The organism is Streptomyces sp. H27-H5, assembly GCF_026627505.1.
Lineage (GTDB): Bacteria > Actinomycetota > Actinomycetes > Streptomycetales > Streptomycetaceae > Streptomyces.
Window position 1 is genome coordinate 60,922 of the sequence record NZ_JAPNLK010000015.1, and the last position, 26,292, is coordinate 87,213.

Annotated in this window: 20 protein-coding genes; 4 read left to right on the forward strand and 16 right to left on the reverse strand. The window is 73.7% G+C overall.

Annotated features, from left to right (window positions below):
• Window position 1: 1 nt before the first annotated feature.
• Window positions 2-1,114, forward strand: coding sequence for a cytochrome P450 (locus tag OTB19_RS09885; protein ID WP_267797670.1), 1,113 nt, complete (start codon window positions 2-4; stop codon window positions 1,112-1,114).
• 265 nt (window positions 1,115-1,379) lie between these two features.
• Window positions 1,380-2,465 (forward strand): saccharopine dehydrogenase, encoded by a 1,086-nt coding sequence (locus OTB19_RS09890; protein WP_267797671.1) that lies wholly within the window; start codon window positions 1,380-1,382, stop codon window positions 2,463-2,465.
• A 134-nt stretch (window positions 2,466-2,599) separates the two neighbouring features.
• On the opposite strand, the gene OTB19_RS09895 is transcribed toward OTB19_RS09890, so the two are convergent.
• From OTB19_RS09895 to OTB19_RS09920, 6 genes are all read right to left on the reverse strand, one after another.
• Window positions 2,600-2,785, reverse strand: a complete 186-nt coding sequence (locus tag OTB19_RS09895; RefSeq protein ID WP_267797672.1) for a hypothetical protein — start codon at window positions 2,783-2,785, stop codon at window positions 2,600-2,602.
• A 200-nt stretch (window positions 2,786-2,985) separates the two neighbouring features.
• Complete coding sequence (locus OTB19_RS09900; protein WP_267797673.1) at window positions 2,986-5,979, reverse strand: NHLP bacteriocin export ABC transporter permease/ATPase subunit; 2,994 nt, start codon at window positions 5,977-5,979, stop codon at window positions 2,986-2,988.
• Window positions 5,976-8,294, reverse strand: coding sequence for an NHLP family bacteriocin export ABC transporter peptidase/permease/ATPase subunit (locus OTB19_RS09905; RefSeq protein WP_267797674.1), 2,319 nt, complete (start codon window positions 8,292-8,294; stop codon window positions 5,976-5,978). Before OTB19_RS09905 ends, OTB19_RS09900 begins: the two co-directional genes overlap by 4 nt.
• A 57-nt stretch (window positions 8,295-8,351) precedes the next feature.
• Window positions 8,352-9,164 (reverse strand): HlyD family efflux transporter periplasmic adaptor subunit, encoded by an 813-nt coding sequence (locus OTB19_RS09910; protein WP_267797675.1) that lies wholly within the window; start codon window positions 9,162-9,164, stop codon window positions 8,352-8,354.
• Between the two features lie 23 nt (window positions 9,165-9,187).
• Complete coding sequence (locus OTB19_RS09915; RefSeq protein WP_267797676.1) at window positions 9,188-10,699, reverse strand: SagB family peptide dehydrogenase; 1,512 nt, start codon at window positions 10,697-10,699, stop codon at window positions 9,188-9,190.
• A 97-nt stretch (window positions 10,700-10,796) separates the two neighbouring features.
• Window positions 10,797-13,049, reverse strand: a complete 2,253-nt coding sequence (locus tag OTB19_RS09920) for a TOMM precursor leader peptide-binding protein (RefSeq protein WP_267797677.1) — start codon at window positions 13,047-13,049, stop codon at window positions 10,797-10,799.
• Window positions 13,050-13,325: 276 nt separating this feature from the next.
• On the opposite strand from OTB19_RS09920, the gene OTB19_RS09925 reads away from it, so the two are divergent.
• Window positions 13,326-14,588, forward strand: coding sequence for an AAA family ATPase (locus OTB19_RS09925; RefSeq protein ID WP_267797678.1), 1,263 nt, complete (start codon window positions 13,326-13,328; stop codon window positions 14,586-14,588).
• Complete coding sequence (locus tag OTB19_RS09930; protein ID WP_267797679.1) at window positions 14,536-15,894, forward strand: helix-turn-helix transcriptional regulator; 1,359 nt, start codon at window positions 14,536-14,538, stop codon at window positions 15,892-15,894. Before OTB19_RS09925 ends, OTB19_RS09930 begins: the two co-directional genes overlap by 53 nt.
• 77 nt (window positions 15,895-15,971) lie before the next feature.
• Here OTB19_RS09930 and OTB19_RS09935 read toward each other — a convergent pair whose 3' ends face one another.
• From OTB19_RS09935 to OTB19_RS09980, 10 genes are all read right to left on the reverse strand, one after another.
• The gene (locus tag OTB19_RS09935) at window positions 15,972-17,390 is read right to left on the reverse strand and encodes an NAD(P)/FAD-dependent oxidoreductase (protein ID WP_267797680.1); all 1,419 of its coding nucleotides are present in this window, start codon (window positions 17,388-17,390) and stop codon (window positions 15,972-15,974) included.
• A gap of 241 nt (window positions 17,391-17,631) precedes the next feature.
• Complete coding sequence (locus OTB19_RS09940) at window positions 17,632-18,300, reverse strand: VOC family protein (RefSeq protein ID WP_267797681.1); 669 nt, start codon at window positions 18,298-18,300, stop codon at window positions 17,632-17,634.
• Window positions 18,246-19,121 (reverse strand): hypothetical protein, encoded by an 876-nt coding sequence (locus OTB19_RS09945; RefSeq protein ID WP_267797682.1) that lies wholly within the window; start codon window positions 19,119-19,121, stop codon window positions 18,246-18,248. Before OTB19_RS09945 ends, OTB19_RS09940 begins: the two co-directional genes overlap by 55 nt.
• A gap of 96 nt (window positions 19,122-19,217) precedes the next feature.
• On the reverse strand, window positions 19,218-20,120 hold the full coding sequence (locus OTB19_RS09950) for an alpha/beta fold hydrolase (RefSeq protein ID WP_267797683.1): 903 nt from the start codon (window positions 20,118-20,120) through the stop codon (window positions 19,218-19,220).
• Window positions 20,117-21,049 carry a Rieske 2Fe-2S domain-containing protein gene (locus OTB19_RS09955; RefSeq protein WP_267797684.1) on the reverse strand — a complete coding sequence of 311 codons (933 nt, stop codon included), beginning with the start codon at window positions 21,047-21,049 and terminating at the stop codon, window positions 20,117-20,119. Before OTB19_RS09955 ends, OTB19_RS09950 begins: the two co-directional genes overlap by 4 nt.
• Window positions 21,040-22,293, reverse strand: a complete 1,254-nt coding sequence (locus OTB19_RS09960) for a flavin monoamine oxidase family protein (protein WP_267797685.1) — start codon at window positions 22,291-22,293, stop codon at window positions 21,040-21,042. The genes OTB19_RS09955 and OTB19_RS09960 overlap by 10 nt, the downstream gene beginning before the upstream one ends.
• A complete protein-coding gene (locus OTB19_RS09965; RefSeq protein ID WP_267797686.1) occupies window positions 22,286-23,518 on the reverse strand; it encodes a cytochrome P450 in 1,233 nt (410 codons plus the stop codon). Before OTB19_RS09965 ends, OTB19_RS09960 begins: the two co-directional genes overlap by 8 nt.
• Before the next feature lie 72 nt (window positions 23,519-23,590).
• On the reverse strand, window positions 23,591-24,493 hold the full coding sequence (locus tag OTB19_RS09970; protein WP_267797687.1) for an ABC transporter permease: 903 nt from the start codon (window positions 24,491-24,493) through the stop codon (window positions 23,591-23,593).
• Window positions 24,490-25,437 (reverse strand): ABC transporter ATP-binding protein, encoded by a 948-nt coding sequence (locus tag OTB19_RS09975; protein ID WP_267797688.1) that lies wholly within the window; start codon window positions 25,435-25,437, stop codon window positions 24,490-24,492. The genes OTB19_RS09970 and OTB19_RS09975 overlap by 4 nt, the downstream gene beginning before the upstream one ends.
• 39 nt (window positions 25,438-25,476) lie before the next feature.
• Window positions 25,477-25,857: a hypothetical protein gene (locus tag OTB19_RS09980; RefSeq protein WP_267797689.1), complete on the reverse strand. Its 381-nt coding sequence runs from the start codon at window positions 25,855-25,857 to the stop codon at window positions 25,477-25,479.
• Between the last annotated feature and the right edge of the window lie 435 nt (window positions 25,858-26,292).

The following is a 26,292-nucleotide window of genomic DNA, read 5'->3' on the forward strand; positions in this document are numbered from 1 at the left end:
GGTGACCGCCACCACGCCGATCGACGCGGTCCGACTGCCGGACCCCTACCCGTACTACGCCCGCCTGGTGGCCGAACGCCCCTTCGCCCACGACGAGGAGCTCGGGGTGTGGGTCGCCGCCGACGCCGCCGCCGTGCGCGCCGTACTGGGCAGCGACGCGCTGCGGGTGCGACCGCCGGCCGAGCCGGTCCCGCGGGGGATCGTCGGGACCCCGGCGGGCGAGGTCTTCGCGGACCTGGTCCGCATGACGGACGGCACGGTCCAGGGCCGCCTGAAGACGGTGGTGGCCGACGCACTGGCCCGGGCCGACACCGCGTACGCGGCCCGACTGGCCGCCCGGTTCACCCGGGAGGCGCTGGCGGCCGGCGGCGCGGTCCCGTGGGAGGAGCTGATGTTCGGGGTCCCGGCCCGGGTCGTGGCGGCGCTGACCGGCCTGACGGACGGAGCGGACCGGGAGGCGGCCCGCGCGATCGCCGACTTCGTCCAGTGCATACCGGCCTCCGCGACCCCCGCACAACAGCGGGCCGCCGCGGCGGCAGCCGATCGGGTCCGCGAACTGCTGCGGCCCGGCCTCGTCGGCGACAACGACGGGCTCCTCGGGGAGTTGGTCCGCGCCGCCGACCGGGCGTCCTGGCCGTACCTGGCGCCACTGCTGTCCAACGCCGTCGGCTTCCTGTCCCAGACCTACGACGCCACCGCCGGACTGGTGGGCAACACCCTGGTCGCCCTGGCCCGGGGAGCGGACGGCTCCGACATCGGGGCACTGGTGCGGGAGGTGGCCCGGTACGACGCCCCGATCCAGAACACCCGCCGTTTCGCCGCCGCGCCCTTCGTCCACGACGGCCGTGCGGTGGAGAGCGGGCAGCAGATCCTGGTCCTCCTCGCCGCCGCGAACCGCGACCCGGCCGTCAACCCGGATCCACACGCACTATCACCCGGACGAGTGAATCCGATGATCTTCACCTTCGGTGCGTCGTCCCACCGCTGCCCGGGAGAGGCGCTCGCCTCGGCCCTCGCCGCCGCCATCGTGACGGAACTCCGCACGGCAGGCTTGTCGTCCACGGACACCCCGACCTACCGCCCCCTGGCCAATGCCCGCATCCCCCACCTCTGACCCGCCCACGGGGCCCGCCCCGGATCCCGTACCTCATCCCGCACCGCGAACACCGAAGCGGCCGGGGCCGATGCGCCGGCGGGAACGGATCCGACCGGGTGGCGCGTTGCGGGCGCCGCAGGCCGAGCCGGGACGGGGGACAGGCGGCACCGGAGACACCCGTGACAGCGGTGGCGCCGGCGGCACCGGTGGGGACCGTACAGCCCGGCACGCACCACGGCCGGGCGTCTGCCAACCGCACGCCCCCAGACAGGAATGACCCCTCATGTCGAAGACCCCGCACCTCTGGATGCGGCACGAGTCCCGCCCCACCGAGCGCCGCGCCCCCCTCACCCCCTCCGACGCCGGCCGGCTCGTCGGGGCCGGCCTCCGGATCACCGTCGAGGCCTCGGACCAGCGCGTGTTCCCCCTCGCCGACTACGCCGCCGCCGGCTGCGACACCGCACCCACCGACTCCTGGCTCACGGCCCCCGACGACGCGTACGTCCTCGGCCTGAAGGAACTCCCCGCCGGCCCCGGCGCCCCGGTCCTGCGCCACCGGCACATCTACTTCGGCCACGCCTACAAGGGCCAGGTCGGCGCGGCCGAGTTGCTCGCCCGCTTCACCGCCGGCGGGGGCGCCCTGCTCGACATGGAGTACCTCATCGACGAGGCCGGCCGCCGTGTCGCGGCGTTCGGCTACTGGGCCGGGTACGTCGGAGCCGCCCTCGCCGTCCTGCACCGCCGCGGCCTGCTCACCGCGCCCCTGCGCCCGACCGACCGCCCCGCCCTCGACGCGCTGTTGGCCTCCGGCGCAGGAGCCCCCGGTACCGGCGCGGCCGACCCGGACGGCACGGCACTCGTCATCGGCGCGCTCGGCCGCAGCGGACGCGGCGCCTGTGACGCGTTGACCACCGCCGGCATCGAGCCGACCCGCTGGGACCTCGCCGAGACCCGCGAGATCGACCGCGCCGCGCTCCTCGGCCACGACCTGATGGTCAACACCGTCCTCACCACCACGCCCGTCCCGCCGTTCCTCACCAAGGGCGACCTCGACGACCCGGGCCGGCGCCTCTCCCTCGTCTCCGACGTCACCTGCGACGTCACCTCCGACTGCAACGTGCTGCCGGTGTACGACGAGACCACCACGTGGGAGGAGCCGGTACGCGCCCTCGCCGCGGGCGGCGCCCCCCTCGACCTGATCGCCATCGACAACCTCCCGTCCCTCCTGCCCCTCGAGGCCACCATCGCCTTCTCCGCCGAACTCGCCCCGCAACTGGCGCGCCTGGCGGACCGGGACGGGGTGTGGGCCCGCGCCCTGACCACCTTCGAGACGGCGGTCAGCGCCCGGGACGACCTTCTCGCCCGCTGACACGCGCCGCCGGCGTGCCCCGGGCCGGGGCACGCCGGATGGTGATCCACACAGGCCGGCACCGGCCCTCCGCCGCCACCCGCACCTCGGAAGCCGAAAGAGGTGCGGATCCTGAAATGCGGCCGTCAGCCGTGTCAGCCGCGGGTGGTGCGGCGGCGGCCGAAGGCGAACCAGAGGCCCAGCAGCACCCCGCCGCCCACGGCGACGGCGGTGGCGACCGTGCCGGAGGCGAGGCTCGCGGCGACGACGACGGCCAGCGCGTACGCCACGGGCAGCAGCACGTTCAGGTTGGTGACGGCTGTCTTCGGACCTTGTGACATGGGTGGGTTCCCCTATTCGGTGGATCGGTCGTACCCGTCCGCACGCCATGTGCGCAGCAGGCGGGTTGGTCGTGGGGCGCATCGTTTGCGGGAGGATCATCTCACCTGACGGCGGATGCCGTGAGCGGTCGGGCGGGGGCGCATCGCACCTCCCGCCCACGACCGCCGCGCGATCTCACAATCCGTCACATTACGGCTGCTCAGGGCCTGTTCGCGGCGTCGGACATCTGCGGGCCCGCCAGCCGGGCGAAGAGTCCGTCCGCGTCCGCCATGAGCTCTTCGTACGTGCCCTGCTGGACGACCCGGCCCCGGTCCATGACCACGATGCGGTCCGCGTCGACCACGGTGGACAGCCGGTGCGCGATGACGATCCGGGTGGCGTTCAGGCGGCGCGTGCTCTCGGCGACCAGTCCCTGCGTGGGATTGTCGAGGGCACTGGTCGCCTCGTCGAAGAAGACCAGGCGCGGCCGGGCCACCAGGGCGCGGGCGATCATGAGGCGCTGGCGCTGGCCGCCGGAGAGGGTGTTGGTGCCCTCGGAGAGCACGGTGTTCATGCTCATCGGCATGGCCCGGATGTCGTCGGCCAGGCCCGTCATCTCGGCGGCCGCCCAGGCGTCGTCGAGGGTGTGGCCGCCGGAGCCGACGATGTTGGCGAGGATGTCGCCGGCCTGGAGCGCGCCGTTCTGCAGCACCACTCCGCACTGCCGGCGGACCGCGGAGACATCCAGCTCGGCGAGGTCCTGGCCGTCGTACAGCAGGCTGCCGGACATGGGGGTCTCGAAGCCGAGCAGCAGCCGCAGCAGGGTGGACTTGCCGCTGCCGGAAGCGCCGACGACGGCGATGAACTCGCCCGGCATCACGGTGAGGCTGACGTCGTCGAGGACGAGTGGGCCGTCCTGGCCGTAGCGGAACGACAGGTGAGAGACGGCGATCCGGCCGGACAGGTCGCCGGGGTCGACCTTGGTGCCGTCGTTCTCCGGCTCCGCTTCGAGGATGGGCTTCAGCCGCTCCAGCATCGGAACGGTGCCGACGGCGGTCACGGCGGAGGCGGTGAACTGCAGGCCCGCCGAGAGCAGCAGGTTGAAGGCCGCGAAGAACGGCAGGAAGGCGGCGAGCGGGACCTCCCCGTGCAGGGGGCCCGCGGTCACCCCGAAGACGACCGCCGAACACACCAGCGGGAAGCCGGCGTTGAAGGTCGTGACGCTGTTCTGTACGCGGCGGACGCGGGCGGACAGGGCGTGGCCGCGGGCGGCCAGCCGGGTCCACTCGGCGAAGGCCCGCTCCTCGGCGGCGGCCACCCGCAGCTTCGGCATGGCGGTGAGCATCTGGAAGACCATCGCGGACATCGCCTGCTCGTGCGTGTACTCGCGGCGTGCCCAACGCAGTTGGAGCCGCCCGGCCGCCGCGGCGAACAGCACGCCGACGGCCGTGAGACCGGCGGCGACCAGGGCCAGGGTCAGGTCGTACCAGAAGACGAGGGCCAGGTTGGCGAGGCCGGTCAGCAGGGCCAGCGTGGCCGTGGTGAGCATCCCGGACAGGAGTTCCTGGGCCGCGGTGACACCGAGCACGGTGGTGCCCAGTTCACCGGTGGAGTAGCGGGTGAAGAACGCGGCCGGCAGGGACAGCAGCCGGTTCCACAGCCCGGCCTGCATGGCGGCGCCGGTGCGGCTCTCCAGCCGTAGGACGGCGAAGTTCTGTACGACGGACAGCGCGGCGGTCACCAGGCCCGAGCCGATGACGACCAGGGACCCCTGCACGATCAGGTTCCGGTTGGCGTCCGCCACGAACTCGCCGAGCACCTTGCCGGTCATGACCGGGATGATCAGACCGACCAGGGCGACGAGTACGCCGGTGAGCGCGAGCCGGACCAGGTCCCGGCCGTGCCCCAGGGAGGGCGAAAGGCCGAACCTCAGCAGGCTGGGGACGTCGCGCACGGCCTCGGGCAGCGGCCGGTACAGCACGACGGCGGCGGGGCGCAGCCGGGCGGCCGTCTCGGCGTTGAGCACGGAGACCCGGCCGTCGTCGACGAGGACGTAGCCGTGGCCGAGGGGCAGCAGCGCGACGGGCCGGCCCGTGACGTGATAGCCGAGCACCGGCCCCACGTCCCGGGTCCACCAGCGGTCCTCCAGCCGGATGCCCCGGGTGCGGAAGCCGGAGGCGAGGGCGATGGCCCGCAGGTCTTCGGCGGCGCTGCGGCGGCCCGGGCCGGGGCTTCGGACCGGGGGGCGGACCGAGAAGCCCTGCCGGGAGGCGACCAGCCGGACCGCGGCGAGCATCGGCTCGTCGTCGGCGACGTCCGCGAGCTTCAGGCGTGTGCCGGTGTCGTGCAGGACCGCGTCGAAGGTGCGGACGGCGGACGACAGGACCTTGCCGTCCTGGGCGCGGCGCGCGGCGAGTTCGGCGCGCTCACGGGCCCGCTGGACGGCGATGCGGTGGTCGACGGTGGTACGCAGCCGGGCGGAGTGCTCGGTCAGCGTGTCCGTCAGCCGGCCCTCCCGGTAGACGGAGAGGAGGGAGGCGCTGGTGAGGCGGGCGGCGCCGCGGGCCCGGACCCAGTCCTGCTCGGTCAGGACCAGCTCGGCGCCGGGGCCGACGGGCTCCAGTGCACTGGTGTCCTCCTCCCCGTCGAGCCCTGCGGCGGCGCCCTCGGCGGCCGGGTCGCCCGGGTCGAGGAGGCCGGATTCCACGCGGACGAACTGCACCCCGTCGACGGAGCGGGCCACGTCGCCCTTGTCGAGTTCGGTGCCGTCGGTGGTGCTCAGGGACGTGAACTGGCGGGGCGCGAGGGCGCCGGGGAGCGCGGCGGCGAGGGCGGTGAGCCCGGCGGTGAGGCCGGCGAGGAGCCGGGCGTGGTCGAGCGCGGCGGGACGGTCGCCCGCCGACCGGGGCAGCGTGGCCCGGCCCTGGCGGATCTGGTCGAGGAGGGACAGTGGCAGCCGGGTGAGCCGGGCGTCGAGCACGGGCCGGGCGATGACGGTGTGGCGGCTCGCGCCGCCGGTGCCGCACACCACGAGCATGCCGGCCTCGGCGCGGCACAGGAAGTAGCGCCGGCCGTGCTCCTCGCCGTCGCCGCCGCCTGGTCCGCGGTCCACGGCGAACAGGTCGGCCGCGCCGGATTCCACGTACAGCAGGGTGGTGGGGTCGTCGAGGCAGAAGGTCCGGGCGGGGGCGGCCGCGGCGGAGGGAGTGCTCACAGGGTGTCCTTCTCCTCGGAGCGGCTGGAGTCGAACAGGGCGGCGTAGCGGCCCCGGGCGGTCAGCAGTTCGTCGTGCGTGCCGCGTTCGGCGATGACGCCCCGGTCGAGCACGATGATCTCGTCGGCGTCGCGGACGGCCGACAGCCGGTGGGCGATGATCAGGCAGGCGCAGCCGCGGCGGCGCAGGTTGTCCATGACGGTGCGCTCGGTTGCCGGGTCGAGTGCGCTGGTGGCCTCGTCGAGGACGAGCAGGGTGGGGCGGGAGGCGAGCGCGCGGGCGAGTTCGAGGCGCTGGCGCTGGCCGCCGCTGAAGTTGCTGCCCTGTTCGCACACCCTGGCGTTGATGCCGCCGGGCCGGGACATGACCTCGTCGAAGACGGCGGCGTCCTGGAGGGCGGCGAGGACGACCTCGTCGGGCACGGTGTCGTCCCACAGGGTCAGGTTGTCGCGGACCGTGCCGGCGAAGAGCGCGATGTCCTGGTCGACGTAGGCCATGGAGGCGGCGAGGACGGTACGGGGGATCTCCTCGCGGGGCTGTCCGCTGATGAGGATCTGCCCCGAGCGCGGCTCGTACAGGCCGGTCACGAGGCGGCCCACGGTGGACTTGCCGCTGCCGGAGCCACCGACGATCGCCGTGCGGGAACCGGGGGTGACAGTGAGGCTGAGCGCGGTGACGACGGGGTCGGAGAGCGGGCCGTAGCCGAAGGTGACCTCGTCCAGGGTGAGTTCGCCGTCGAGCCGGTTGGCCGGTACGCCGGGCCGGCCGGCGGGGGCGTCGTCCGTCAGGCCGTCCGTCCCGGATGCGCCGGGCTGGAAGCTCCGGGCCTGCGGGTACTTCTCCACGTCGTGGATGCGCTTGAGGTCGGCGTTCATCTCCTGGAGCCTGCTGCCCAGGTTGGTGAGCTGGGTGACGGGGCGGCTGAGGGACGCCAGCAGGGTCTGGAAGGTGACGAGGATGCCGACGCTGAGGGTGCCGTCGGCCACCCGCAGGCCGCCGACGAGCAGCATGACGCCGATGTTGACGACGGCCAGCAGGGGCGGCAGGACCGTCAGCACCGCGGTGGTCTGTCCGAGTCGCTGCTGGGCGGTGGTGACCTTGGCGAGGAAGCCGGCCCAGCGGGTGAAGGCGTCGGGCTCGGCGCCGGTCGCCTTGACGGACTCGATGGTGGACAGGGTCGCGAAGGTGGTGCCGATCAGGTTGCCGCGGTCGGCGCGCAGCGCGTCCACGGCGTCCTTGCGGGAGCGCGAGACCAGTTGCAGGACCAGCACGTTGAAGCCGGCGGTGGCCAGGCCCAGCAGGCCGAGCAGGATGTCGTAGCGGACCATCAGGGCGCCGTAGAAGACGACGAGCACGAGGTTGATGGTGGTGGCGGCGAGGTCGCGCGAGAGGATCATCGCGACGGTGTCGTTGCTCGCGACGCGTCGGGCGACCTCGGCCGGGCGGCGCTGCAGGAAGAACTCGATGGGCAGCCGCAGCAGATGGCGGAAGAAGCGCGCCGACGCCACCAGTCCGGTACGGATCTCCATGCGCAGCAGGTAGTGCTGCTGCACGGAGGTGAGGACGAAGACCATCAGGGCGGTGACGGACATCGCCAGGACCAGCGGCAGCACGGCCGTGGGCGAATCCGAGACGAGCACCCGGTCGAGGAAGACCCGCGAGTAGGCGGCGCCGACGATGCCCGGCACCACCAGCAGCAGGCTGGCCAGCAGGACCAGGGGCAGGGCGCGCCCGGACGGCAGACGGCGGTCCAGGAGGGCGGCGGCGGTGCTGCTGCGGCGGCCGCCGGGCGTGAAGTCGGGGCCGCGTTCGAAGGTGAGGACGATGCCGGTGTACCCGGAGTCGAAGGCGGACCACTCCATCAGGCGGGGGCCGCCGGCCGGGTCGTTGACGGCGACCCGGGTGCGTCCGAACCGGGTGGTGATGCCCTCGACCACCATGAAGTGCTGGAACGCCCAGAAGATGATGACCGGCCCGTTGCGGAGCTTCTCCTCCAACTGGTCGGTCTCCGCCTGGAAGCCCTTGGCGACGAGCCCGAACGAGCGGGCCGCGGCCAGCACGGAACTCGCGCGGGCCCCGTCCCGGGAGACGCCGCACAGGGCGCGCAGCTCCTCCAGCGGGACGTGGCGCCCGTAGTGGGAGAGGATCATCGACAGACTGGCCGCGCCGCACTCCACCGATTCCATCTGCAGGACGGTGGGCACCCGGTGCGCGCGGCGCCGGGCCCAGCGGCGGCCCCGGGCCGCGGTGCGTTTGGTGCGTCGGGCGTCCCGGCGGGAGGCGGCCACGGGGGGTCGGGTCTTCGTGTCGCTCATGGCTGCCGTTTCCTCACTTGGCGTCGGATGTCTCGGCGTCAGCGGCGTCGGCGCCGGTCAGCGCCCCAGCACCAGGTCGAACGGCGACTGGGTGCGCAGCTCTATGGAGGCGGACACGGAGGTCTGCGAGCTGAGCCGGATGGGCGGAGGCTTGGCGGAGCTCCAGGCGTAGCCGGAGGCGGAGCCCGATGCGGGGATCAGGTCGACGGTCACCAGACGCGGCGCCTGGTCCTGCTGGAAGCTCTGGGCCGCCAGTTCGCCGCCGGCGATCGCCGCGAGGCCCTCGCGGGTCAGCGGGTACGGGTCGACACGGGTGACCGTGCCGCGCAGCAGGCCGTACACGGCCGGGGGCGCGGTCGACACGTTCAGGTCCACGGGGCGGCCGGGCACCAGGCGGGCGGCCCGGTCGGCGGGCACGAAGACGAGCGCGACGAGACGGTCGCCGGGGAGGTCGGTGCGTTCGACGGTGGCGACGGTGGCGCCGGCCGGGACGAACTGGCCGGTGGTGAGCGTGGCGCTGATGACCTTGCCGGCGAACGGGCTGGTGATCGTCTGGATCTTCCCGTCCCGATCGGCGAGGCGGGCGACGGGCTGCCCGGCGCGGACCTCGTCGGCGGGGCGGACCAGCAGATCCTGTGCCATGCCGGTGTACGGGCTCTGCACCTGGCTGGTGCCGCCGGGGTGGGTCAGGACGCCCGGGGCGTCGACGGTGACGTCGAGCCGGGCGAGCACCGCCCACACACAGGCCCCGACCATCACGATGAGCACGACGAAGACGGCGATCCAGCCGCGCGGGGCCGCGAGCATGACGGCGGCGTCGAGCTCGTCCGGCTCCCGCTTGCGCTGCAGCGCCTGGTAGCGGAACTTCATGGTGGTGTTCCCCCCTTGCCGGGTCAGAAGCCCGCTGTGGCGGGTTCGGTGGCGCGCTCGGCGGCCGGGGCCGCAGCGGCGGAGGCTCCGGTGGCGGCAGTGGCGGCAGTGGCGGTTGTGGCCGGCCCGGCCGGGCGGCTGCCCAGGACGAGCTCGCCGACGGTGCCCTCCAGCAGCGGGTCCCGGCCGGTGGCGGCGGCGAACGCGCTGGTGTCGCCGCCACCGAGTCCGCACACGGCCAGGCCCATCGCGGTGGCCACCAGGTAGACGGTCTGGTAGAGCACGCCGACGTGCTTGAGGATCAGCGGGTAGGCGACCGTCTCGTACTTCCACATCACGCGGCCGAAGCGGGCGGCCACCAGCAGCACGACCTGCGGATCCCCGTCCATCATCGTGCCGCCGCGGGCCTCCTTGACCAGGGTCGCGGTGGCCGGGCCCGGCGCGCTGACCCACTCCAGCTCGTGCCGGTCGGGCGCGTACCGGTACAGCCCCGGCTCCAGCCCCTCGCAGCGCGTGACCAGCGGGTAGACCTCCAGCTCGTGCACGGCTCCGCCGCTGGGCAGCGGGCGGTCGGCGAGTTCCTGGCCGTCGCTGCCGGTGAACGTGCCGCGGATGCGGACGGTCCGGTAGAGCAGCTCGGCGAGTTGGGTCAGCGTCAGCGGGTGCTCGGGGTCGTGCGCGCGGGTGGAGGTGCGCTGCTCGATGGCCTCGGTGAGGGTCAGGTCCCGGGCGGCGATCGCTTCGAGGTCGGGCACGGGCAGTGCCACGCGCGGCCCGTCGGCGGCGGGGGCCGCGACCGGCTCGGGGCCGAAGCGGTCGGCGTGCCGGTAGGTGCCGCCGTAGCCGGGCGCGGAGGCCGGTGTGCGGGTGCGGGCGTGGAAGGCGAGGTCGATCGGGTCCCACTGGACGCTGCCGCGCTCCTCGGCCTGCGGGTCGGCGTCGGGGCCGCCGGGGGCCAGCGCGCCGGCGGTGGCGAGCAGCCGCACCAGCGGGGCCGGGACCTCTTGCGTCCAGGTGGTCAGCAGCGGGAGCAACGCGGTGGCGCCGGCGCCCAGTTCCACGGCCAGCGGGCTGCCGGGGGCGCGCAGCGCGAGGGTGCCCTCGGCGGGTGACAGCAGGGCGTGCCGGCTCAGCCGTACGGGGCCGCGCGGGGCGGGCTTGAGGGTGGTGGCGCCGCGGCCGACGGTCACCAGGCGGGCGACGGGAGCGCCGTCCGGCCCGGCCACCGCATGCTCCAGGAGGCCCGCGGCTTCGAGCCGGGAGCGCAGTATGTGCCAGCGCAGCAGGCCCGTTTCGCCGTCGTGGGCCACGATGAGCGCGCTGATCGCGGCCTCGTCGTGGTCGTCCTCGCCGAAGGCGCGCAGCGCGGCCTCGGCGCCCGGGGTGAGGGCGTCCAGGCGCACGGCGCCGAAGCGGGTGGTGAGCTGTCCGTTCTGGAAGGCGCCGCCCCGGGGCAGTCGGCTGGTCAGGGTGTACGTGCCGGACGCCGGGGAGGCCGGCGGCGCCTCGCCCGGGAGTGTGGTCGTACTGGTCATGGCTCCAGCCCTGATGAGGCCGCGGGCCGGGTCGTGCCCCAGCCCGCGGTGGTGACGGATGATCAGGAGAGGCCCACTGCCTCGGTGGTCCGGCGGCTCAGAAGAAGACGTTCCAGGTGTTCAGGTCGGCCTCGGGGGTCGGCTCCGCGAGGCGGCCCATGCGGACCGGGGCCTCGTAGAGCCGGCCGGGGCCCAGCCGCCGCCAGAAGTGGCGCAGGCCCGGGGCGATCACCTTGACGACGTTGAGTTCCAGGTCGGGGCGCGTCTGGTCGACGACGATGACCTCGGAGCCGGCCTCCTTGATGCGCTCGACCTGCTCGCGGATGCGGGCGGCGAGGTCGAACCCGGCCTGCGGGCCGACCTTGGTGGCCGGCAGCTCCGGGTCGGGCAGCAGCCAGGGCTCCGCGGCGACGGTGGCCGTCTTCAGCCAGGTCAGGGTCTCCAGGTCACCGACGAGGTAGGAGGTGTTCCCGTCGGCGTCGCGGGTCTCGATCATCGGCAGGAACTGGTTGAGCTCGGTGAGCGCGCGGAAGGCGGCGACGCGCGGGTCCGGGTGGGCGCCGAAGCCGACCATGATGTCCTCGACGCTGTGGCGGCGGCGCGAGGCGGCCACGTACACCGGCATGCCGAGGTCGGTGGTGAGGTCCATCATCCACAGGTCGCGGTCCATGGCGTCGTAGTAGGTGCGCAGCTGCTCCACGTACGGGTCTTCGAGCGAGTCCATCTCGAAGGCCGGGAGGCGCAGCCGGTTGTACCACCACACGGCGACGGCGTCGCGCTCGGTCAGCTCGCACAGGCCCTGGAGGATCGCCTCCTCGAGGGAGTTGCCGGCGGCGGTGCCGTTGGAGTCGGCGATGCAGAAGAAGTGGTCCTGGAGGTCCGGGTGACCGTACCAGGAGTAGGCGGCCGGGATCAGGCGCTCTTCGTCGTGGGTGAGGGACCAGCCGCTGGTCCAGTCGATCGCGACGTCCTCGGGGAACCGGTCCGGCACCTTGTGCAGGCGGTTGGCGGGGTCCTGGTTCCAGGTGTCGCGGCCGGCGACCTGTGCTTCGGAGAAGTGCAGCAGGCTGCGGGGGTGGACGACCGTGTCGGGGTCGAGGTCGCGGTAGGCGGCGCGCCGCACGGCCTCGTCGCCGCGCCAGACGCCGGCGTAGCGCTCGATGGCCTCGCAGACGGCGCTCACCTTGGCCTGGATCTCGGAGCGGCCCTTGCCGCCGCTCTGGCCGCGCAGGTTGCGGCGCAGCAGGTCCATGCTGTCGTTGACCATCGCGAAGTTGTGGCCCGCGGCGTAGCTGTAGGTCAACGTGTTGGACTCGGGCGTGTGCGAGACCAGCTTGGTGATGGCGCCGAGGTGCGGGCTGATGTGCCGCTCCAGGCGGGCGAGGGTGGCCTCGGGGCTGTTGACGCGGTAGCCGCCGTCGCTGGTGTGACTGGCGTCGCCGGAGGTCAGGACGATCTTGGGGCTGCGGTTGCCGACCAGGGTCGGGTCGCCGCAGGAACGGCACTGGGGCTGGCGGATCAGCGGGTGCCGGTCGGTGGTGAGGGTGGCGAGGTCGAGGGTGACCATCTGCCCGCACAGGGCGCCGGGTTCGCCGGTGGCGGCGATCCGGGCGGCCTCGGCGGCGATCAGGCCCGCGGCGGCCAGCGGTCCGGCGGCGATGCCCGCGCGGGACGGGTGGCGGGGCACGGAGTCGCCGCGCTTGCCGGCCAGATAGCGCTCCAGCTGGCGGTTGCCGGCCAGGCGCTGGGCCAGACAGGTCCAGCAGCCGGTGTGGTCCGGGTCGAGGAACGGGCCGATCCAGGGCGCGATGCCGCCGGTGCGGGCCAGCAGCCACGGTTTGGCCGCCGCCAACTGGCGCTCGTTGCGGGCTTCGAGGACCGGGTCGAGGTAGTCGTCGACGAGGACGACGGAGATGCCCTCTTCGGGCACGGTGTCGAAGTCGCCGGTGCGGGCGGCCAGTCCGAGCGCGCGCAGCGCCGCGAGGACCGGCTCGGGGTCGACGCCCGCGGCCGCGGAGACCGTGACGGGCGCGGTGTCGAGGGTGCGGGCGGGGTCGATGCCCAGGGCGTCCCAGTACGCGAGGGTGGCCTCCGGCAGGCCGGGTCGGCCCTCGGCCAGGTGCCCGGCGGCGCCGAAGCGGGTGAGTGCCGCGAGTACGGCGGGGATGGGCAGCGTGCCGGCGAGGGCCTGCACGATCTCCATGACGGTCTTGCGGCCGTCCAGGTGCGGCAGCACAGCCGCGGCCGCCTTGCCGGGCACCAGGTAGTCCTGGCCCTCCGCGTAGAGGAAGACCCGCTCGCCCTCCACCACCTCGACGTGGAAATGGGCCTTGAGGCGCGGCTTTTCCATCTGTCCCCCTCGGTTCTCGCGATCAGCCCTGACGTGGCATCACACCGGCAACCCAAACACGGGGCCGACCCCGGGTAAATGCTTCACCTGATACGCAGGAAGACCATCGAATACGTAACCCGACGGTGTTTCATACGTACCGGGACACGCGCGGGGCGCGAGGCGACTCTGCGCGGAATTCGACCATCCGGTTTCTCTGCGAGAACCTCATCCAACTGGACTGTTCAGACTGCCATTTGGCTTGATCTGCACCCTGCGGAGTGAAACATTGACCCCATGCATTCACCCAACGGGGATCTGTACCACCGTGAGCGTGAGATGGGCCTCCTTCAGGGTGCCGTCGGTGAACTCGCCCTGGGACGCCCGACCGTGGCCACTATTCACGGGTCTCACGGAATCGGAAAGTCCGCGCTGCTGAACGCGGTGCCCCGGCTGCTCCCCCCCAAAACCCTGGTTCTGCGGGCGCGCTGCCATCCGAGCGAGAGCCAGTTCCCCTACAGCATGGTGAGTCAGCTGTTCGACCCGGTCCTCGGCGGCGCCGGCGGCCACGGCACGCCCGGACCCGGGCTCGGGGAAGCCGGTCCCACCCACGAGGCCCTGCTGGGCCTCCTGCGGACCACCCGCTCCCTCGCCGTCGACCGGCCGGTGGCCATCCTCGTCGACGACCTGACCAACGCCGACCCGCACTCGCTGCGCTGGTTCTCGTACATCGCCCGGCGGCTCGACGACCTGCCGGTGCTGATGGTGGCCACGCTGCCCGCCTCGGCCGCGGCACAGGTGGCGGAGCAGCTCGGCCCACTGCCGTACCTGCTGCGGCTGTGGCCGGAGCCGCTGTGTCCGACCTGTACGACCGAGCTGGTCGACCGCGCCTTCGACAGCCCCGTCGACCAGGAGCTGGCAGCGCTCTGCCACACCCTCGCGCACGGAAACCCGCTCGTGCTGCACGACCTGGTGACCCGGCTGCGCCGCACCCACGTGCCGCCCGGCTCGCCCGACCCCGAGCAGGTGCTGCCGATCGGGGCGCAGGCCGTCTCGGAGACCGTGCTGGCCTGGCTCGACGAGGACGACCCGTGCGCGAGTGAACTGCTCACGCAGTTGGCCGTCCTGGGCCCCGACACCGACCCGGCCGTGTGCGCCGCGCTCTCCAAGCACGGCGAGGTGCACGACCAGCAGGCCCGCGAAACGCTCGTACGGGCCGGGCTCCTGGAAGCCGGGGCGCCCGGCCGCTTCACGCACACGGCGGTCCGGCCCGCGGTCCTCGCCCGGGTGTCGGCGCACGAGCGGCTGCTGCTGCACGGGCGCGCCGCGGCCGTACTGGCACGGCTCGGCGCCCCGGCCCGGCAGACCGCGGACCAACTGATCCTGGCGGGCTGCGACTGGGGGATCGACGTGCTGCGCGGCGCGGGCATCCAGGCCTCCGGGGTCGGCGACCGCGAGTCCGCGGCCCGCTACCTGCGGCGCGCTCACCCTGTTGGAGCAGCGCGGCGTGCCCGGGGCGGACGGCGACGAGAGCGCGGCGAAGGAGGCCCGGGAACGTGAAGAATCGTTTCTTGACCTGACGATGCGGCTCGGCGCCGTGGAACTCCACCGAGATCTCGACGCCTGCGCCCGGCAGGCCGCGGCCGCGGCCGACAGCCCGCTGGGTCCGGTCCGGCGCGCCGAGGCCCTGGCCCGACTCGCCTCCCCCGCGCTCGTCTCCCGCATCGAAGGCGCCCGGCCGTTCGTCCGGGTCTGCGGCGAACTGGCGGCACTGCCCGCACCGCCGCGCGAACACCTGCTGCGGCTGACCGCACAGACCCTGCTCACCGGGCACCGCTCCGGTCTGCGCCGGGCGGCCCGCCTCGCCGCCGCCGACCCCGGGGACCCGGCCGCACACGTCTTCGCCGGGGCGCTCGCAGCGGCCGCCGCCGCCGGCGGCCGGCTCGGCACCGCGCGCCGGATGGCCCTGCGGGTCGCGGCCGGCCCGGCCGCCGCACCGGAGGGGACGGCGCCCGGGTCGGCGGCCGGCCCGGTGGGCGCCGCCCTGGCCCTGACCTGGACCGGAGACCTCGACGGGGCCGCGGCCCTCGCCGACCGGCTGATCAGCACGTCGCGCGCGTCGGACGACCTCGCCACCACCCTCCTCGCCCACCTCGTACGCAGCGAGGTCCGCCTCCGCCGGGACGAGCACACCGACGCGCACACCGACGCCGAGGCCGCGCTGCACCTCGCCCGCCGGCTGAACGCCCCCGCCCTGGCCGGCGCGGCCGCCGCGGCCGCGGCACGCGCCCTCGTGGGCCTGGGCCGGGCCGCCGAAGCGGCCGTCCTGCTGACCGCCGAACCGGCGGCCGGGGACGCCCACCCGTTCATCAAGGCGCTGTCCCTCCAGGCACACGGCACGGTCGCCGCGGCCCTCGGCGACCACACCACCGCCGTACGCCTGTTCCTCGACTGCGGCCACCGGCTCGCGCTGCGCGGCATCACCCACCCCGGCTGCGTGACCTGGCGGGCCCAGGCGGCCGCCTCGTACCGGGCCCTGGGCGAAGAGTCCGCCTCGGCCACGATCCTGGACGGCGCGCCCCGGCAGCGGGGCGCGGCGCCGCGGCCCCAGCCGGTGCGCGAGGCGGGGCCCCGGCCGGGTCGCGAGCCAGGGCGCGAACCGGTGCGCGAGCGCACACTGCTGAGCCCGGCGGAGCAGCGGGTGGCCGAGCTGGTGGTGCGGGGCAGCTCCAGCCTGGAAGTCGCGGAGAAGCTGTTCCTCAGCAAGCGCACCGTCGACACCCATCTGGGCCGCATCTACCGCAAGCTCGGCATCCACAGCCGGCACGAGCTGGCGGGCGCGATCGGCGAGGAACTTCCGGTGTGACCAAGGGCGGTGGGCGGAGCCGCCGGGCCCCGCCCACCGCGCCCGCCCCGCGGGTCAGGGGCGGCCCGCCCCGGGGGTCAGGCGCGCGCCGCCTCTGCGGACCGCCCGGACCGGCCTATGCCCAGCCGGGGAGTGGTCGTCAGGTACAGCCCCGTCGCCGTGTCGTGGCCGCCGATGTCGTGCTGCCCGGACATCCGGTCGGCCAGGACGTCGGCGGGCAGCGGACCGGCGCCACCCGCCCGCTGCGCGTCGTCGAGGTCCAGGACTCCGGCGGTGAGCGCCGCGAACGCCTCGCTGTCCGGCGCGGAGCGCATCGGGGCCGGGCTCTCCCGGCGGGCCATCAGCTCGGGGTGGCGGCCGCGGGCGAGGCGCTGGGCAAGCCAGAAGTACGTGGACTTGCCGCGGTACTGCTCGTAGAACCCGGCCACCATCGAGAACATGCGGGCGTACGCGTTGCGGTAGAGCGCCTCGTAGAAGGACAGCGCCTCGTCCTCGGTCACCTCGCCCGCGTCGACCGCCGTGATCGACGCGGCCGCGAGCATGCCGCTGTACATGCCGAGGTGGACGCCGGTCGACAGCAGCGGGTCCAGGAAGCACGCGGAGTCGCCGGCGAGGAAGTAGCCGGGCCCGCAGAAGCTGTCCGCCGTGTACGAGAAGTCCTGCTCGACGCGCACGTCGTGCTGGAACGTGCCGCCCGCCACCAGCTCGCGCACGGTCTCCGACTCCTGTACGGCGTCCAGGAACAGGGCCTCCATGCCCGCCGCGCCCGCCGGATGGCCCTGCTTGCGCTTGAGGAAGTGGTCCTGGTGGGTCACGAAGCCGACGCTGTACACGTCGTCCTTGAGCGGGATGACCCAGTACCAGCCCTCGGGGGCGGAGATGACGTTGATGCCGCCGCGGGGGGTGCGCGGCAGCAGCGTGCCGCCCTGGTAGTAGCCCCAGACGGCCACGTTGCGGAACACGTCGTGGGGTGTGCGGTTGTCGAGGTGGCGCACCGACAACAGGCCGGCCCGGCCGGTCGCGTCGATCACGTGGTCGGCGCGGGTGGTGTGCTCCCGGCCCTCGTGGGTCCACTCGACGCCCGCCGCGCGGCCGTCCTCGAAGAGCACCTTGCGGGCCTGGGCCCCCTCGATGACCTCGACGCCCTGGGAGGCGGCGTGGCGCAGCAGGACGTCGTCGAAGTCCGCGCGGTCGACCTGCCAGGAGGTCTGGGCGTTGGTGCCGAAGATCTCGGGCCAGTCGACGACCCAGTCGCGCTCGGCGCCCCAGCGCAGCAACAGGCCTTCCTTGACCTGATAGCCGCGTTCTTCCACCTTCTCCAGCGCGCCGGCCAACTCGATGATGGACCGGCAGGACGTCGCCACGGATTCCCCGATGTGGTAGCGCGGGAAATGGGCACGCTCCAGCAGTCTCACGCGCGCGCCCTGGCGGGCCAGCAGCGCCGCGGCAATGGAGCCGGCCGGCCCACCACCCATGACCACGATCTCGGGTGCCATCGCTTTCGCCCTTCCCGTTCCCCCGACGGAATTCCATCGCATTCCATGCGTCACGCGCGAGCGCGGGAATTCTTCACAGCGGATGTTTCGCATCGGATTTCTTCGGCCGAATCGACCTTCGCACGGCGGGCGGCGCGAATGAACAGGAGGTGATGCGCAGCGCGGGATTACGTATCCGGCGGACTGCGTAATGGGCGGTCGGCGAGAGGCGGTCGGTGAGCGGCGGTTCCGGAGACAGCCCTCAGGCGGTGCCGAAGTCGTCCGTCACGCCGAACACCGCTCCCCAGGGATCGCTCAGCAGTCCCGGGGCGAGGACACGGGCGCCCGCCGCGCGGGCGAGGTACTCGAAGGCGCCGGTGTCGGCCACCCCGAACCGCGGCACCCAGCGTGTGTCCGCCGCCTCCACCGCCTTCTCGGTCTCCGGCCGGGCGCCGCAGACCTCCCGGTAGAACTCGCCCGACTCACCCGGCCGCGGCGTGTGCAGGGCGGCGCCGGTCAGTGCGCCGGCCTCGTCGACGGCCACCACGCCCTCGTCGTGGGCGCCCTGCCACAGCCCGAAGGCCGCGCCCAGGGGGTCGACGGCGAGGCTGAGGCGGCCGTTGCCGCCGGCCGGGACGCCCGCCACCACCACGTGGGCGCCGTGCCGTTCGGCCCGCCGCCCCGCGGCGTCGAGGTCCTTCGCCGCGAGGTACACGGTCCACGCGGAGCCGAAGCGCGGTCCCGCCGGGCTCGGTCCGAGGCCGCCGACGATCTCGCCGCCGAGCAGCACCAGGTGGTAGCCCCGGCCGCCCTCGGGCCGGAACTCCCAGCCGAAGAGGGTCGCGTAGAAGTCCTTGGCCCCGGTGGGGTCGACGCCTACGTGGTCGATCCAGCAAGGAGTTCCGTCAACGTAGGAGGTGCGGCGGGGCACGGCGCGGTTCCCTTCGGGGTGGTCGCGGTCAGTCGTCCGTCGAGCAGGTCCGCGGCCTCTTCGGCGGCGCCCGATTCGGGCAGCAGGAGGCGCATGCGGGGGGTGGTCGCGAAGGCGGGGTCCGACGAGGCGTCCGGGGGCCACACCGAGGCGGCGAAGTTCCAGTCCTCCAGCCGGGACCGCTGCGCGCCCGTGCTGCAGAGCCGGACCAGCGTGGCCGGGCCGAGCCGTTCGCGGATGTCCGCCGTGGTGATCAGCCGCTCCGGGCGGACCATGACGGACGGGCCCGTCAGGGGCGAACAGACCGTTCGTACGTCGCTGCCGGAGCCGTCGGCGAGGCCGGCGGCCCGGGCGGCCTCCAGGGCGGGGCCCCGCAGTTCGAGGGGCAGCTGGTAGGGGAGTGTCTCCCCGGTGACGCGGTCGACGACCAGGTATTGGCCGGAAACCATGCGCCACCCGCGTGCGCCCAGGGCGAGCGCCACGGAGTTCCGCGGCGAACCGATGCCGCCGACCAGCGCGACCACGCCGGCGCCCTTGGCCAGCACGGCGGCCTGGGCGACCGCGTACGGGTGCTCCATGACGGCGAAGGGCGGCAAAACTGGCGGGATTCCGCCTATGCCGTGGTAGGCCCAGCGGCGTAGCACGCGCCCCTCGCCATCGAGCACGCGCACCTCACGCCCTACCTGCCCCACCCCGGTGTGTGAGGCGAAATGCAGGCTCAACGCGGTCCGTACCGGCTCCGCCCGTTCCTCGAGCAGATGTCGGCCGAAGTGAAAGGCGAGGTCAGACTCCTCCACCAGCCCCATTACTTGGAGGATCATCCCAAAGAACTCAAGCGTGAATATCGGCATGTCCCTCGCCCCCCGATTTGCTTCCCTTGATCACTTTATACGGGCATCGACAGGCCCATTAAGTGACTAACAGGCCAACAGGTGCTCCAGCAGCAGCGGCGCCACGGCCCACGGCTGTTCGAGAAAGGGCAAATGACCCGCGCCGGAAACCACATGGATGCGACAGCGGGGCACCACCCGGGACAACAAAGCGGCATTGTCGTGGAATACGGGCATGTCGGCGCTGCCGGTCAGTGCGAACGTACAGGCCGTGATCCGCGCCAGGTCCTCCCGGGAGTGCACGTGCGCGCTGAGCCCCGCCATCGCCCCGCTGTCCAACTCGGCCCAGGAGTGGCGGGCCACGACGGACCGCAGCTCGGCGCGGAGCACCGGATGGGCCTCGGTGCCCCGGAAGATGTCCGGCGGCGCCGCCATCCACAGATCGGCCAACAGCTCGGCCGCCTCCGCCCCGCGCATCCGGCGCAACATCAGCATCTCGATGTACCGCTTGCGGGCCGCCGGGTCGGGCGGTCCGCCGGCCGGGGTCGGCGCGCCCACGACGAGGCGGTCGACCTCGTCCGGGTACGCGAGCGCCATCTCCAGCGCGACGGTCGACCCGAAGGACAGGCCCACCCACCGCCGGGCCTCCTGCTCACGGGCCAACCCCATGACGCGTGCGGCGAGTTCCGGCATGGTCAGCCCGGAGCGCAGCGCCTCGGAGCCGCCGTGCCCCGGCAGGTCCACGCCGACGTGGCGCAGTCCGGGGAGCAACCGCCACAAGGGCCGCCACAGGGTGGCGTCCATGGTGTAGCCGTGCACCCACAGCACGGTGGGGCCGCTGCCGTAGGTCAGGGTGCGCAGCCCGTCGTACGCGCCCTCCCGCTCGCCGGGCAGCGGCTCGCAGGAGACGTGGCGCCCGTCGCCGCCGCCGGACCCGCCGGTGCGACCCCCAGGGTGATCGGCGCCGGTCGCCGTCCCGGGCTCTGTCACGATGCCTCCCCGTCGCCGAGTTCGGCGAAGCCCGCGCAGAACTCCCGGTACGCGACGACGGCCGCGTCGGCCGCGTCGTAGCGGGGCGTCACCCGCGGGTTGAGGTGCTCCCAGACGGTGATGTCCTCGGCGAGGGCCCGCTCGCTGCCGGCGACCAGCATGGGCAGCTGGTTCTCGCGGCCTTCGCGCACGCCGACGGCGACCCGGGCGACACAGCCCCCGCGCCCGTCGGGCACGGCGCCGGTGACGATGACGTGCACCTCGTCGACGGGCCCGAACTCGGTGACGACGACACCGGGGCTGTACGCGCGCGCGTGGAAGCGCGGAACGTACGGCTGCGCCGCCGCTGCCGCACCGCGGCCGGCCCAGGGCGAGGCGGACATCGGGAACTCCCCGTCCATCACCAACTCGCCGTGCACACCGATGGAATGCCTCATGCCGCGAATCCGGTGGACTTTGTGCAGCGCCGTGAAGTGGTCGGTGTCGAAGGCGTTCTCGACGATGAGGTCCGCGGCCGCGGCCACTGGCCGCTCCACCGCCTTGACCAGCGGCATCGAGTCGGCCAGCTCCTTCAGCACGGTGCGCAGGCCGCGGTCGTCGTCCGGCCCGTCGGTGAGGCGCACGAAGACGGCGTCGCCGCACTCGACGACCTCGTGCTCGCGCACCCAGGGCCGGCTGCCCTCACCCGAGGGCTGCCCCAGCCCGATGCGCCGCCCGTGGAAGGGGCACACCAGGCAGCCGCCCTCCACCCGGCCGCCGTGGCCGAGATGGGCGCCGCGGTGCGGGCAGTCGGCGTCGTGGACGCGTAGCCGGCCTTCCGTGCGCACGGCCACCAGACGGCGCCCGCCGATGTCCAACGGCACCACCTCACCGTCCAGTTCGGACGCGAAGGCGGCCAGGTACCACCCCGAATGGACGTTCAAGGACATCGCTTCCCCGCCTCCAGAACTTCCTGTGCGGCGCGCCGACCGTCGGCGTACGCGCCCTGCAGCCACGGCAGTGCCCGCCCGGTCACGGCGGCCTCCCCCGCGAAGAACAGCCGCCCGCCCGGCCCGTCCAGGGGACGGGCCCAGTCCCGGGCCGCCCGGTCCGTGCCGGGTCCCGGCGCGCAGAACGCCCCGCCGCTGTACGGATCGGCGGCCCAGTCGGCGGTCTCGACGTCCACGACCGCCACGCCCCTGGTCCACGGAAGCGCCACGGCCAGCAGCCCGGCGAGGTGGACCGCGGACCCGGCCGCCTCCCGGACGCACGCGGCCGCGGCGGACTTGGCGACGATCAGCACCTCGGGGCGGCCCTGCCGGCAGGAGACGAACCCGCCGACGCCGTCCGCGTCGAACACGGCGGCCGTTTCGGGAGCCGGGCCGGTCAGGGTCACCACGGCGCAGAAGCCGTCGCCGGGTACGAGCGTCCTCGCGGCGGCGGCCTTCTCCGGGCCGAGCCCGTCGACGGCGAGCAGACCGCCGGCGACCACGGCGGGTGGTACGGCGAGGACCGCCCGGTCCGCGGTGAGTTCGCCCTCACCGGTGACGATGCGCACGCCGCCTTCGGGGTCGGCAGCGATCCGACGGACGGGGGTGCCGGTGCGCACGTCCAGCCCTTCGGCGAGGGTGTGGGGCAGCAGGTCCAGACCGCCGGGCACGGTGAACTCACCGCGGCCGCCGCCGTCCTGGCGCACCGCGGCCGCCACCCCGGCGGCGTCGAGCCGGTCGGGGTCCGCGGCCCAGGTCTGGCGCAGCCACTCGCGGGCCGTGGCCGCCTCGGCGGGCGCGGCGCCGCTCGCCGCCAGCCAGCCGCCGACGCTGAGCCCGCCGTCGGGTCCGCCGGGGGCCGGGGCGTAGCCGGCGAGCCTGCCCTCCAGCAGCCACGGCGGGTTCGCGCCGCGGGCCAGGACGCCCATCGGGCGGGCGACGCGCCCGGTCACGACGTACGCCGCCGACGGGCGGGGCGCGGCGGGCAGCGGGCCGAGGACGGTGTGGGCCGGGTTCCGGTCGCCGTGTACGACCTGCGCGCCGAGTTCGAGTGCCGGGCCGCCGTCGGCCGGGCGGAACGTGCGGACACGGCCGCCGATTCGGGGCCGGGCCTCCAGGACGAGGGCGTCGACGCCGGCCTGCGCCAGGCGCTGGGCACAGGCCAGTCCGGCGACCCCGGCTCCGATCACCACCACCTCAGGCATGTGCGCCCTCCAGCCCGGCCGCGTCCCGTACGGCCGCGTCCCGTACGTCCGTGCCCAGGTCGACGGGGAGAGCGGTGAGGCGGCGCGGGATCAGGGACGGCGCCCAGCGCGGGTCCGGGCCGGCGATGACGGCCTCGGGGAAGCGGCGGACGATCCTGCCGAGCAGCACCGCGCCGGACTGCTTGACCAGGCGGGCGGCCAGACAGAAGTGGGGGCCGCCGCCGAAGGCGAGGTGCGGGTTGGGCCGCCGGTCCCACACCAGGCTGTCGGGGTCGGCGAAGACGGCGGGGTCCCGGTTGGCGGCGGCGAGCACCGCGAGGACCCGCTGTCCGGCCGGGATGCGCCCGCCGGGAAGTTCGGCGTCGTGGACGGTGACGCGGGCGGTGAAGGGGATCGGCGCTTCGAGGCGCAGCAGCTCGTCGACGGCGGTCTCGGCCGCGTCCTGGCCGGCGAGGCGCAGGGCGGCGCGTACCCCGGGGCGCGGCAGCAACCAGTACAGGGCGTTGCCGACAGCCTCGGCCAGCGGCTGCCAGCCTCCCACGACGGCCAGGCCGAGGACGCCGAGCATCTCCTGCCGGGTCAGCCGGGTGTCGGCGGCGAGCCGGCCGAGCGGGCAGTGCGGGTCCGCCCGGTCGGTGTGGGCGTCGAGGAACCGGGTCAGTTCGCCCATGGCGGCGCGGCCCAGGCGCGCGATGTGCGGCGGGGCGAGCGGATCGAGGTTGACGGACGCGGCACGGGCCAGTGCGGCCAGCGTCTCCCGCCCGTCTTCGGACAGGCCGAACAGCCGTGCCAGCACGGCGGTGGCCAGCGGCGCGCCCAACTCCTCCACGGCGTCGACGGGCGTGCCGCGCTCCACGGCCCGGTCGAGCAGGGCGTCGGCGTCGGCGGCGATCGCGTCGGCCACGGACGCCAGGGCGGCCGGGCCCAGCAGCAGGGCGCCGGGGGCGCGCAGCCGGGTGTGGTCGAAGCCGTCCGTGGTCAGCATGGACACCGGCAGGTCGTCGTCCCGGGACCGCTCGCGCTGCCCCGAGGCCGCGGAGAACGCCGGGTCCTTGAGGAGAGCCGCGCAGTCGGCATGCCCGGTGACCAGCCACATGCCGGTCACCGGGTCGCGGTGCACGGGGTCGCGAGCCTGCAGCCATGCGTACGCCGGGTACGGGTCGACCCGCCCGGCGGGGCTGAAGGGGTGGGCCAGGTGGGCGGGCAGCCCGGCAGCCTTGGTCATGTACGCGTTCTCCTCATCACGGCACTCTTCTCGCCCGGCTCCCGCCCGGCCGCTGTCATCGGGGGGACCCGCTCAGCGCACCCGCGGGCCGCGCCAGTCGAACGTCAATCCGGTCGCCAGCAGGCCGCCGACCGCCCACAGCGCCAGGACGAGGGCGATCCGGCCCAGTTCCCAGGAGCCGGCCGGCTCCACGGCGGTGAAGGTGTCCGGCAGGAACACCGAACGGAAGCCCTGCGCCATCCACTTCACGGGGAACAGGGCGGCGGTGTTCTGCATCCACAGCGGCAGTTGATCGAACGGGTAGAACACGCCCGAGATGAACTGCAGGACCATGAAGACAGGCGTCACCACGGCCGCGGCGGAACGGCTGTTGGGGATCAGCGCGCTGTAGGCGGTGCCGGCCAGCGCGCAGGCCGCGGTGCCCAGCGCGAGGCACCACGCGAGGGTGCTCCACCGCTCGGCGGTCTGCGGCAGGGGCAGCCCGAACGCGGCCACGGCGATGCCGATGAGCAGGATCGTCTCCAGCATGGTGGTGACCACCACGCGGACGAGCTTGCCCACGAAGTACGCCGACTTGGGCATCGGGGTCAGGGCGAGGCGGCGGATGGTGCCGGTGTCCCGCTCGATGGCCACGTTGATGGCCAGACCGGAGAACGAGGTGCTCATGACGCCCGCCGCGATCACCCCGGCCATGAAGACCTGCCGGAAGTCCGTGTCGGTGCCCTCGACCTTCCCCTCGAAGATCGAGCCGAAGACGACGAGCAGGATCACCGGGAAGAACAGGGTGAACACCAGGGACTGCTTGTTGCGGAAGAACGCTCTCAGTTCGACCGACGAACGCGCCGCGCAGGCCCGCGCGTACCCTCGCGCCCCGCGCGCGGCAGGGCGCGCGGGCATGGCTTCGGCCGGGCGGGTCGTCCCGTCACCGGACAAGTCCGGGGTCGCGGTCCTGGTTTCGGGCACGGTCACGGTCATGCGGCGGTCTCCCTGCTCTCCCTGTCGATCAGACTCAGGTAGATCTCTTCGAGGGTGGGCCGGTGCACGCGCAGGTCCGCGAGTTCCAGCGAGCCCGCCTCGCGTGCCCACGGCAGCAGCAGGCTCAACGCGTGCGAGGGCGCGGCGGTGCGCAGCGTCACGGTCCCCGGTCCGGACGGCACCACCTCGGTGCCGGGCGGCAGCGCGGGCAGCGCGACGTCGGCCAGTGCTTCGCCGCGACGGAACGAGACGGTGGAGGGCGTCCGGTCGCGGCCGCCGAACGAGGCCAGCGGCCCGTACTCGACGAGCCGGCCGCCCACCACGACGCCGGCCCGCTGGGCCAGTTCCTCCGCCTCGTCGAGGTAGTGCGTGGTCAGGACGGTCGTACGGCCGCGGTCGGCGAAGTACCGGACGAGCTCCCACGCCTCACGGCGGGCCACCGGGTCCAGGCCGGTGGTCGGCTCGTCCAAGAAGATCAGTTCGGGATCGCCGACGACGCCGACCGCGACGTCCAGACGGCGTTGCTGGCCGCCGGACAGCGCGGAGGCCTGGCGGGAGTGGAGGGAGCCGAGCCCCACCATCCCCAGCACCTCGCCGACCGGCAGCGGGGCCGGATACATGGCGGCGAAATGCGTGACGACTTCTTTCACGGTCAGATCGGAATAGGCGCCCGCCGTCTGGGGCACCACTCCTATTCTCGCCCGCCATTCCCGCGGGTCCTCGGCCGGATCATGGCCGAGGACCCGCACGTCTCCACCAGTGCGCCTCTGCACTCCCGTCAGAATGTCGACGGTTGTGGTCTTTCCGGCGCCATTCGGCCCGAGCAGTGCGAACACTTCGCCACGATGAATATCGAGGCTGATGTCGCGAACGGCTTGGACGTCACCGTACCGCTTGGAAAGTCCGCGTACGGAAACGGGATGTGCCGTCGGCGCAGGGGGCATCGGACGCTCCAGCGAAGTGGGAATGGGCGCGAGCACCTGTCAGGTGCAGCAGCAGCAGGGGCAGCAGCAGTAGTTGCAGGCGTCGAGCACGCCGGCGGCGACGTCGGACAGGTCGCCCTCGCTGAGCTCGGCGGCGTCGACCGTCGGGGTCGCGGGGATGTGGAACTCGTAGCGGCCGGTCTCCAGGCCCCTCTCCCACAGGTCGACCTGGACGTCCAGGTTGCCCTGCTCGTGGCCGTCGGGGGCCTGGGTGACGATGACGACCTCGGCATCGGCCGGGAGCTCGAGGCCGGCTTCGGCGAGCGCGGTCCGCGGCTCCGAGGCGAGTTTGGCGGAGAACGCCTCGTCGGACCAGGCGCTGATGAGAACCCGGGTGTAGGAGTTCACGAACTCAGCGCGCTGCTGCGGGTCGAGTGCCATGTGGACTCTCCATTCCTTGCGATTGCTGCGGATTCGGTGCGTTCGCCCAGCCGGCGACGAAGCAAGATTCACACGGCGAGAACCGCCCGGCCAAGACGCAAGGAAACGTAATCCGAAGACCCCCGGTCAATGAGTATCCGGCCGCTCCCGATAAGCATTGAGCCTATTCTTTCCGGGAGTTACTGTGGCCGAACCACCCGCGCCCGCAGGCTCGGTTGCCCTGCCTGCGTAGGCATGCTCTCACGCAAGGCGCCGCCCGGTGCCTGCCGGGAGCGCAACCGGGGTAATTCCCGCGGTGATTACGGAATTACCGACAGCCGGTACGCATCGCGGGGCCGGCTTGCGTAGGGGGCGTACGTACATCGGATCAAGCCATCCACGGAGGTTCACGTGACAGCCACCACCGCACCGGCGGGCACCGTCCCACCGGGGCCG

What these genes read in the sequence shown, in the direction of transcription:
- OTB19_RS09890 (WP_267797671.1), top strand. Translation starts at nt 1,380, where the DNA reads ATGTCGAAGACCCCGCACCTCTGGATGCGGCACGAGTCCCGCCCCACC.
- OTB19_RS09895 (WP_267797672.1), bottom strand. Translation starts at nt 2,785, where the DNA reads ATGTCACAAGGTCCGAAGACAGCCGTCACCAACCTGAACGTGCTGCTG.
- OTB19_RS09905 (WP_267797674.1), bottom strand. Translation starts at nt 8,294, where the DNA reads ATGAGCGACACGAAGACCCGACCCCCCGTGGCCGCCTCCCGCCGGGAC.
- OTB19_RS09910 (WP_267797675.1), bottom strand. Translation starts at nt 9,164, where the DNA reads ATGAAGTTCCGCTACCAGGCGCTGCAGCGCAAGCGGGAGCCGGACGAG.
- OTB19_RS09915 (WP_267797676.1), bottom strand. Translation starts at nt 10,699, where the DNA reads ATGACCAGTACGACCACACTCCCGGGCGAGGCGCCGCCGGCCTCCCCG.
- OTB19_RS09920 (WP_267797677.1), bottom strand. Translation starts at nt 13,049, where the DNA reads ATGGAAAAGCCGCGCCTCAAGGCCCATTTCCACGTCGAGGTGGTGGAG.
- OTB19_RS09925 (WP_267797678.1), top strand. Translation starts at nt 13,326, where the DNA reads ATGCATTCACCCAACGGGGATCTGTACCACCGTGAGCGTGAGATGGGC.
- OTB19_RS09935 (WP_267797680.1), bottom strand. Translation starts at nt 17,390, where the DNA reads ATGGCACCCGAGATCGTGGTCATGGGTGGTGGGCCGGCCGGCTCCATT.
- OTB19_RS09945 (WP_267797682.1), bottom strand. Translation starts at nt 19,121, where the DNA reads ATGATCCTCCAAGTAATGGGGCTGGTGGAGGAGTCTGACCTCGCCTTT.
- OTB19_RS09955 (WP_267797684.1), bottom strand. Translation starts at nt 21,049, where the DNA reads ATGTCCTTGAACGTCCATTCGGGGTGGTACCTGGCCGCCTTCGCGTCC.
- OTB19_RS09960 (WP_267797685.1), bottom strand. Translation starts at nt 22,293, where the DNA reads ATGCCTGAGGTGGTGGTGATCGGAGCCGGGGTCGCCGGACTGGCCTGT.
- OTB19_RS09965 (WP_267797686.1), bottom strand. Translation starts at nt 23,518, where the DNA reads ATGACCAAGGCTGCCGGGCTGCCCGCCCACCTGGCCCACCCCTTCAGC.
- OTB19_RS09970 (WP_267797687.1), bottom strand. Translation starts at nt 24,493, where the DNA reads ATGACCGTGACCGTGCCCGAAACCAGGACCGCGACCCCGGACTTGTCC.
- OTB19_RS09975 (WP_267797688.1), bottom strand. Translation starts at nt 25,437, where the DNA reads ATGCCCCCTGCGCCGACGGCACATCCCGTTTCCGTACGCGGACTTTCC.
- OTB19_RS09980 (WP_267797689.1), bottom strand. Translation starts at nt 25,857, where the DNA reads ATGGCACTCGACCCGCAGCAGCGCGCTGAGTTCGTGAACTCCTACACC.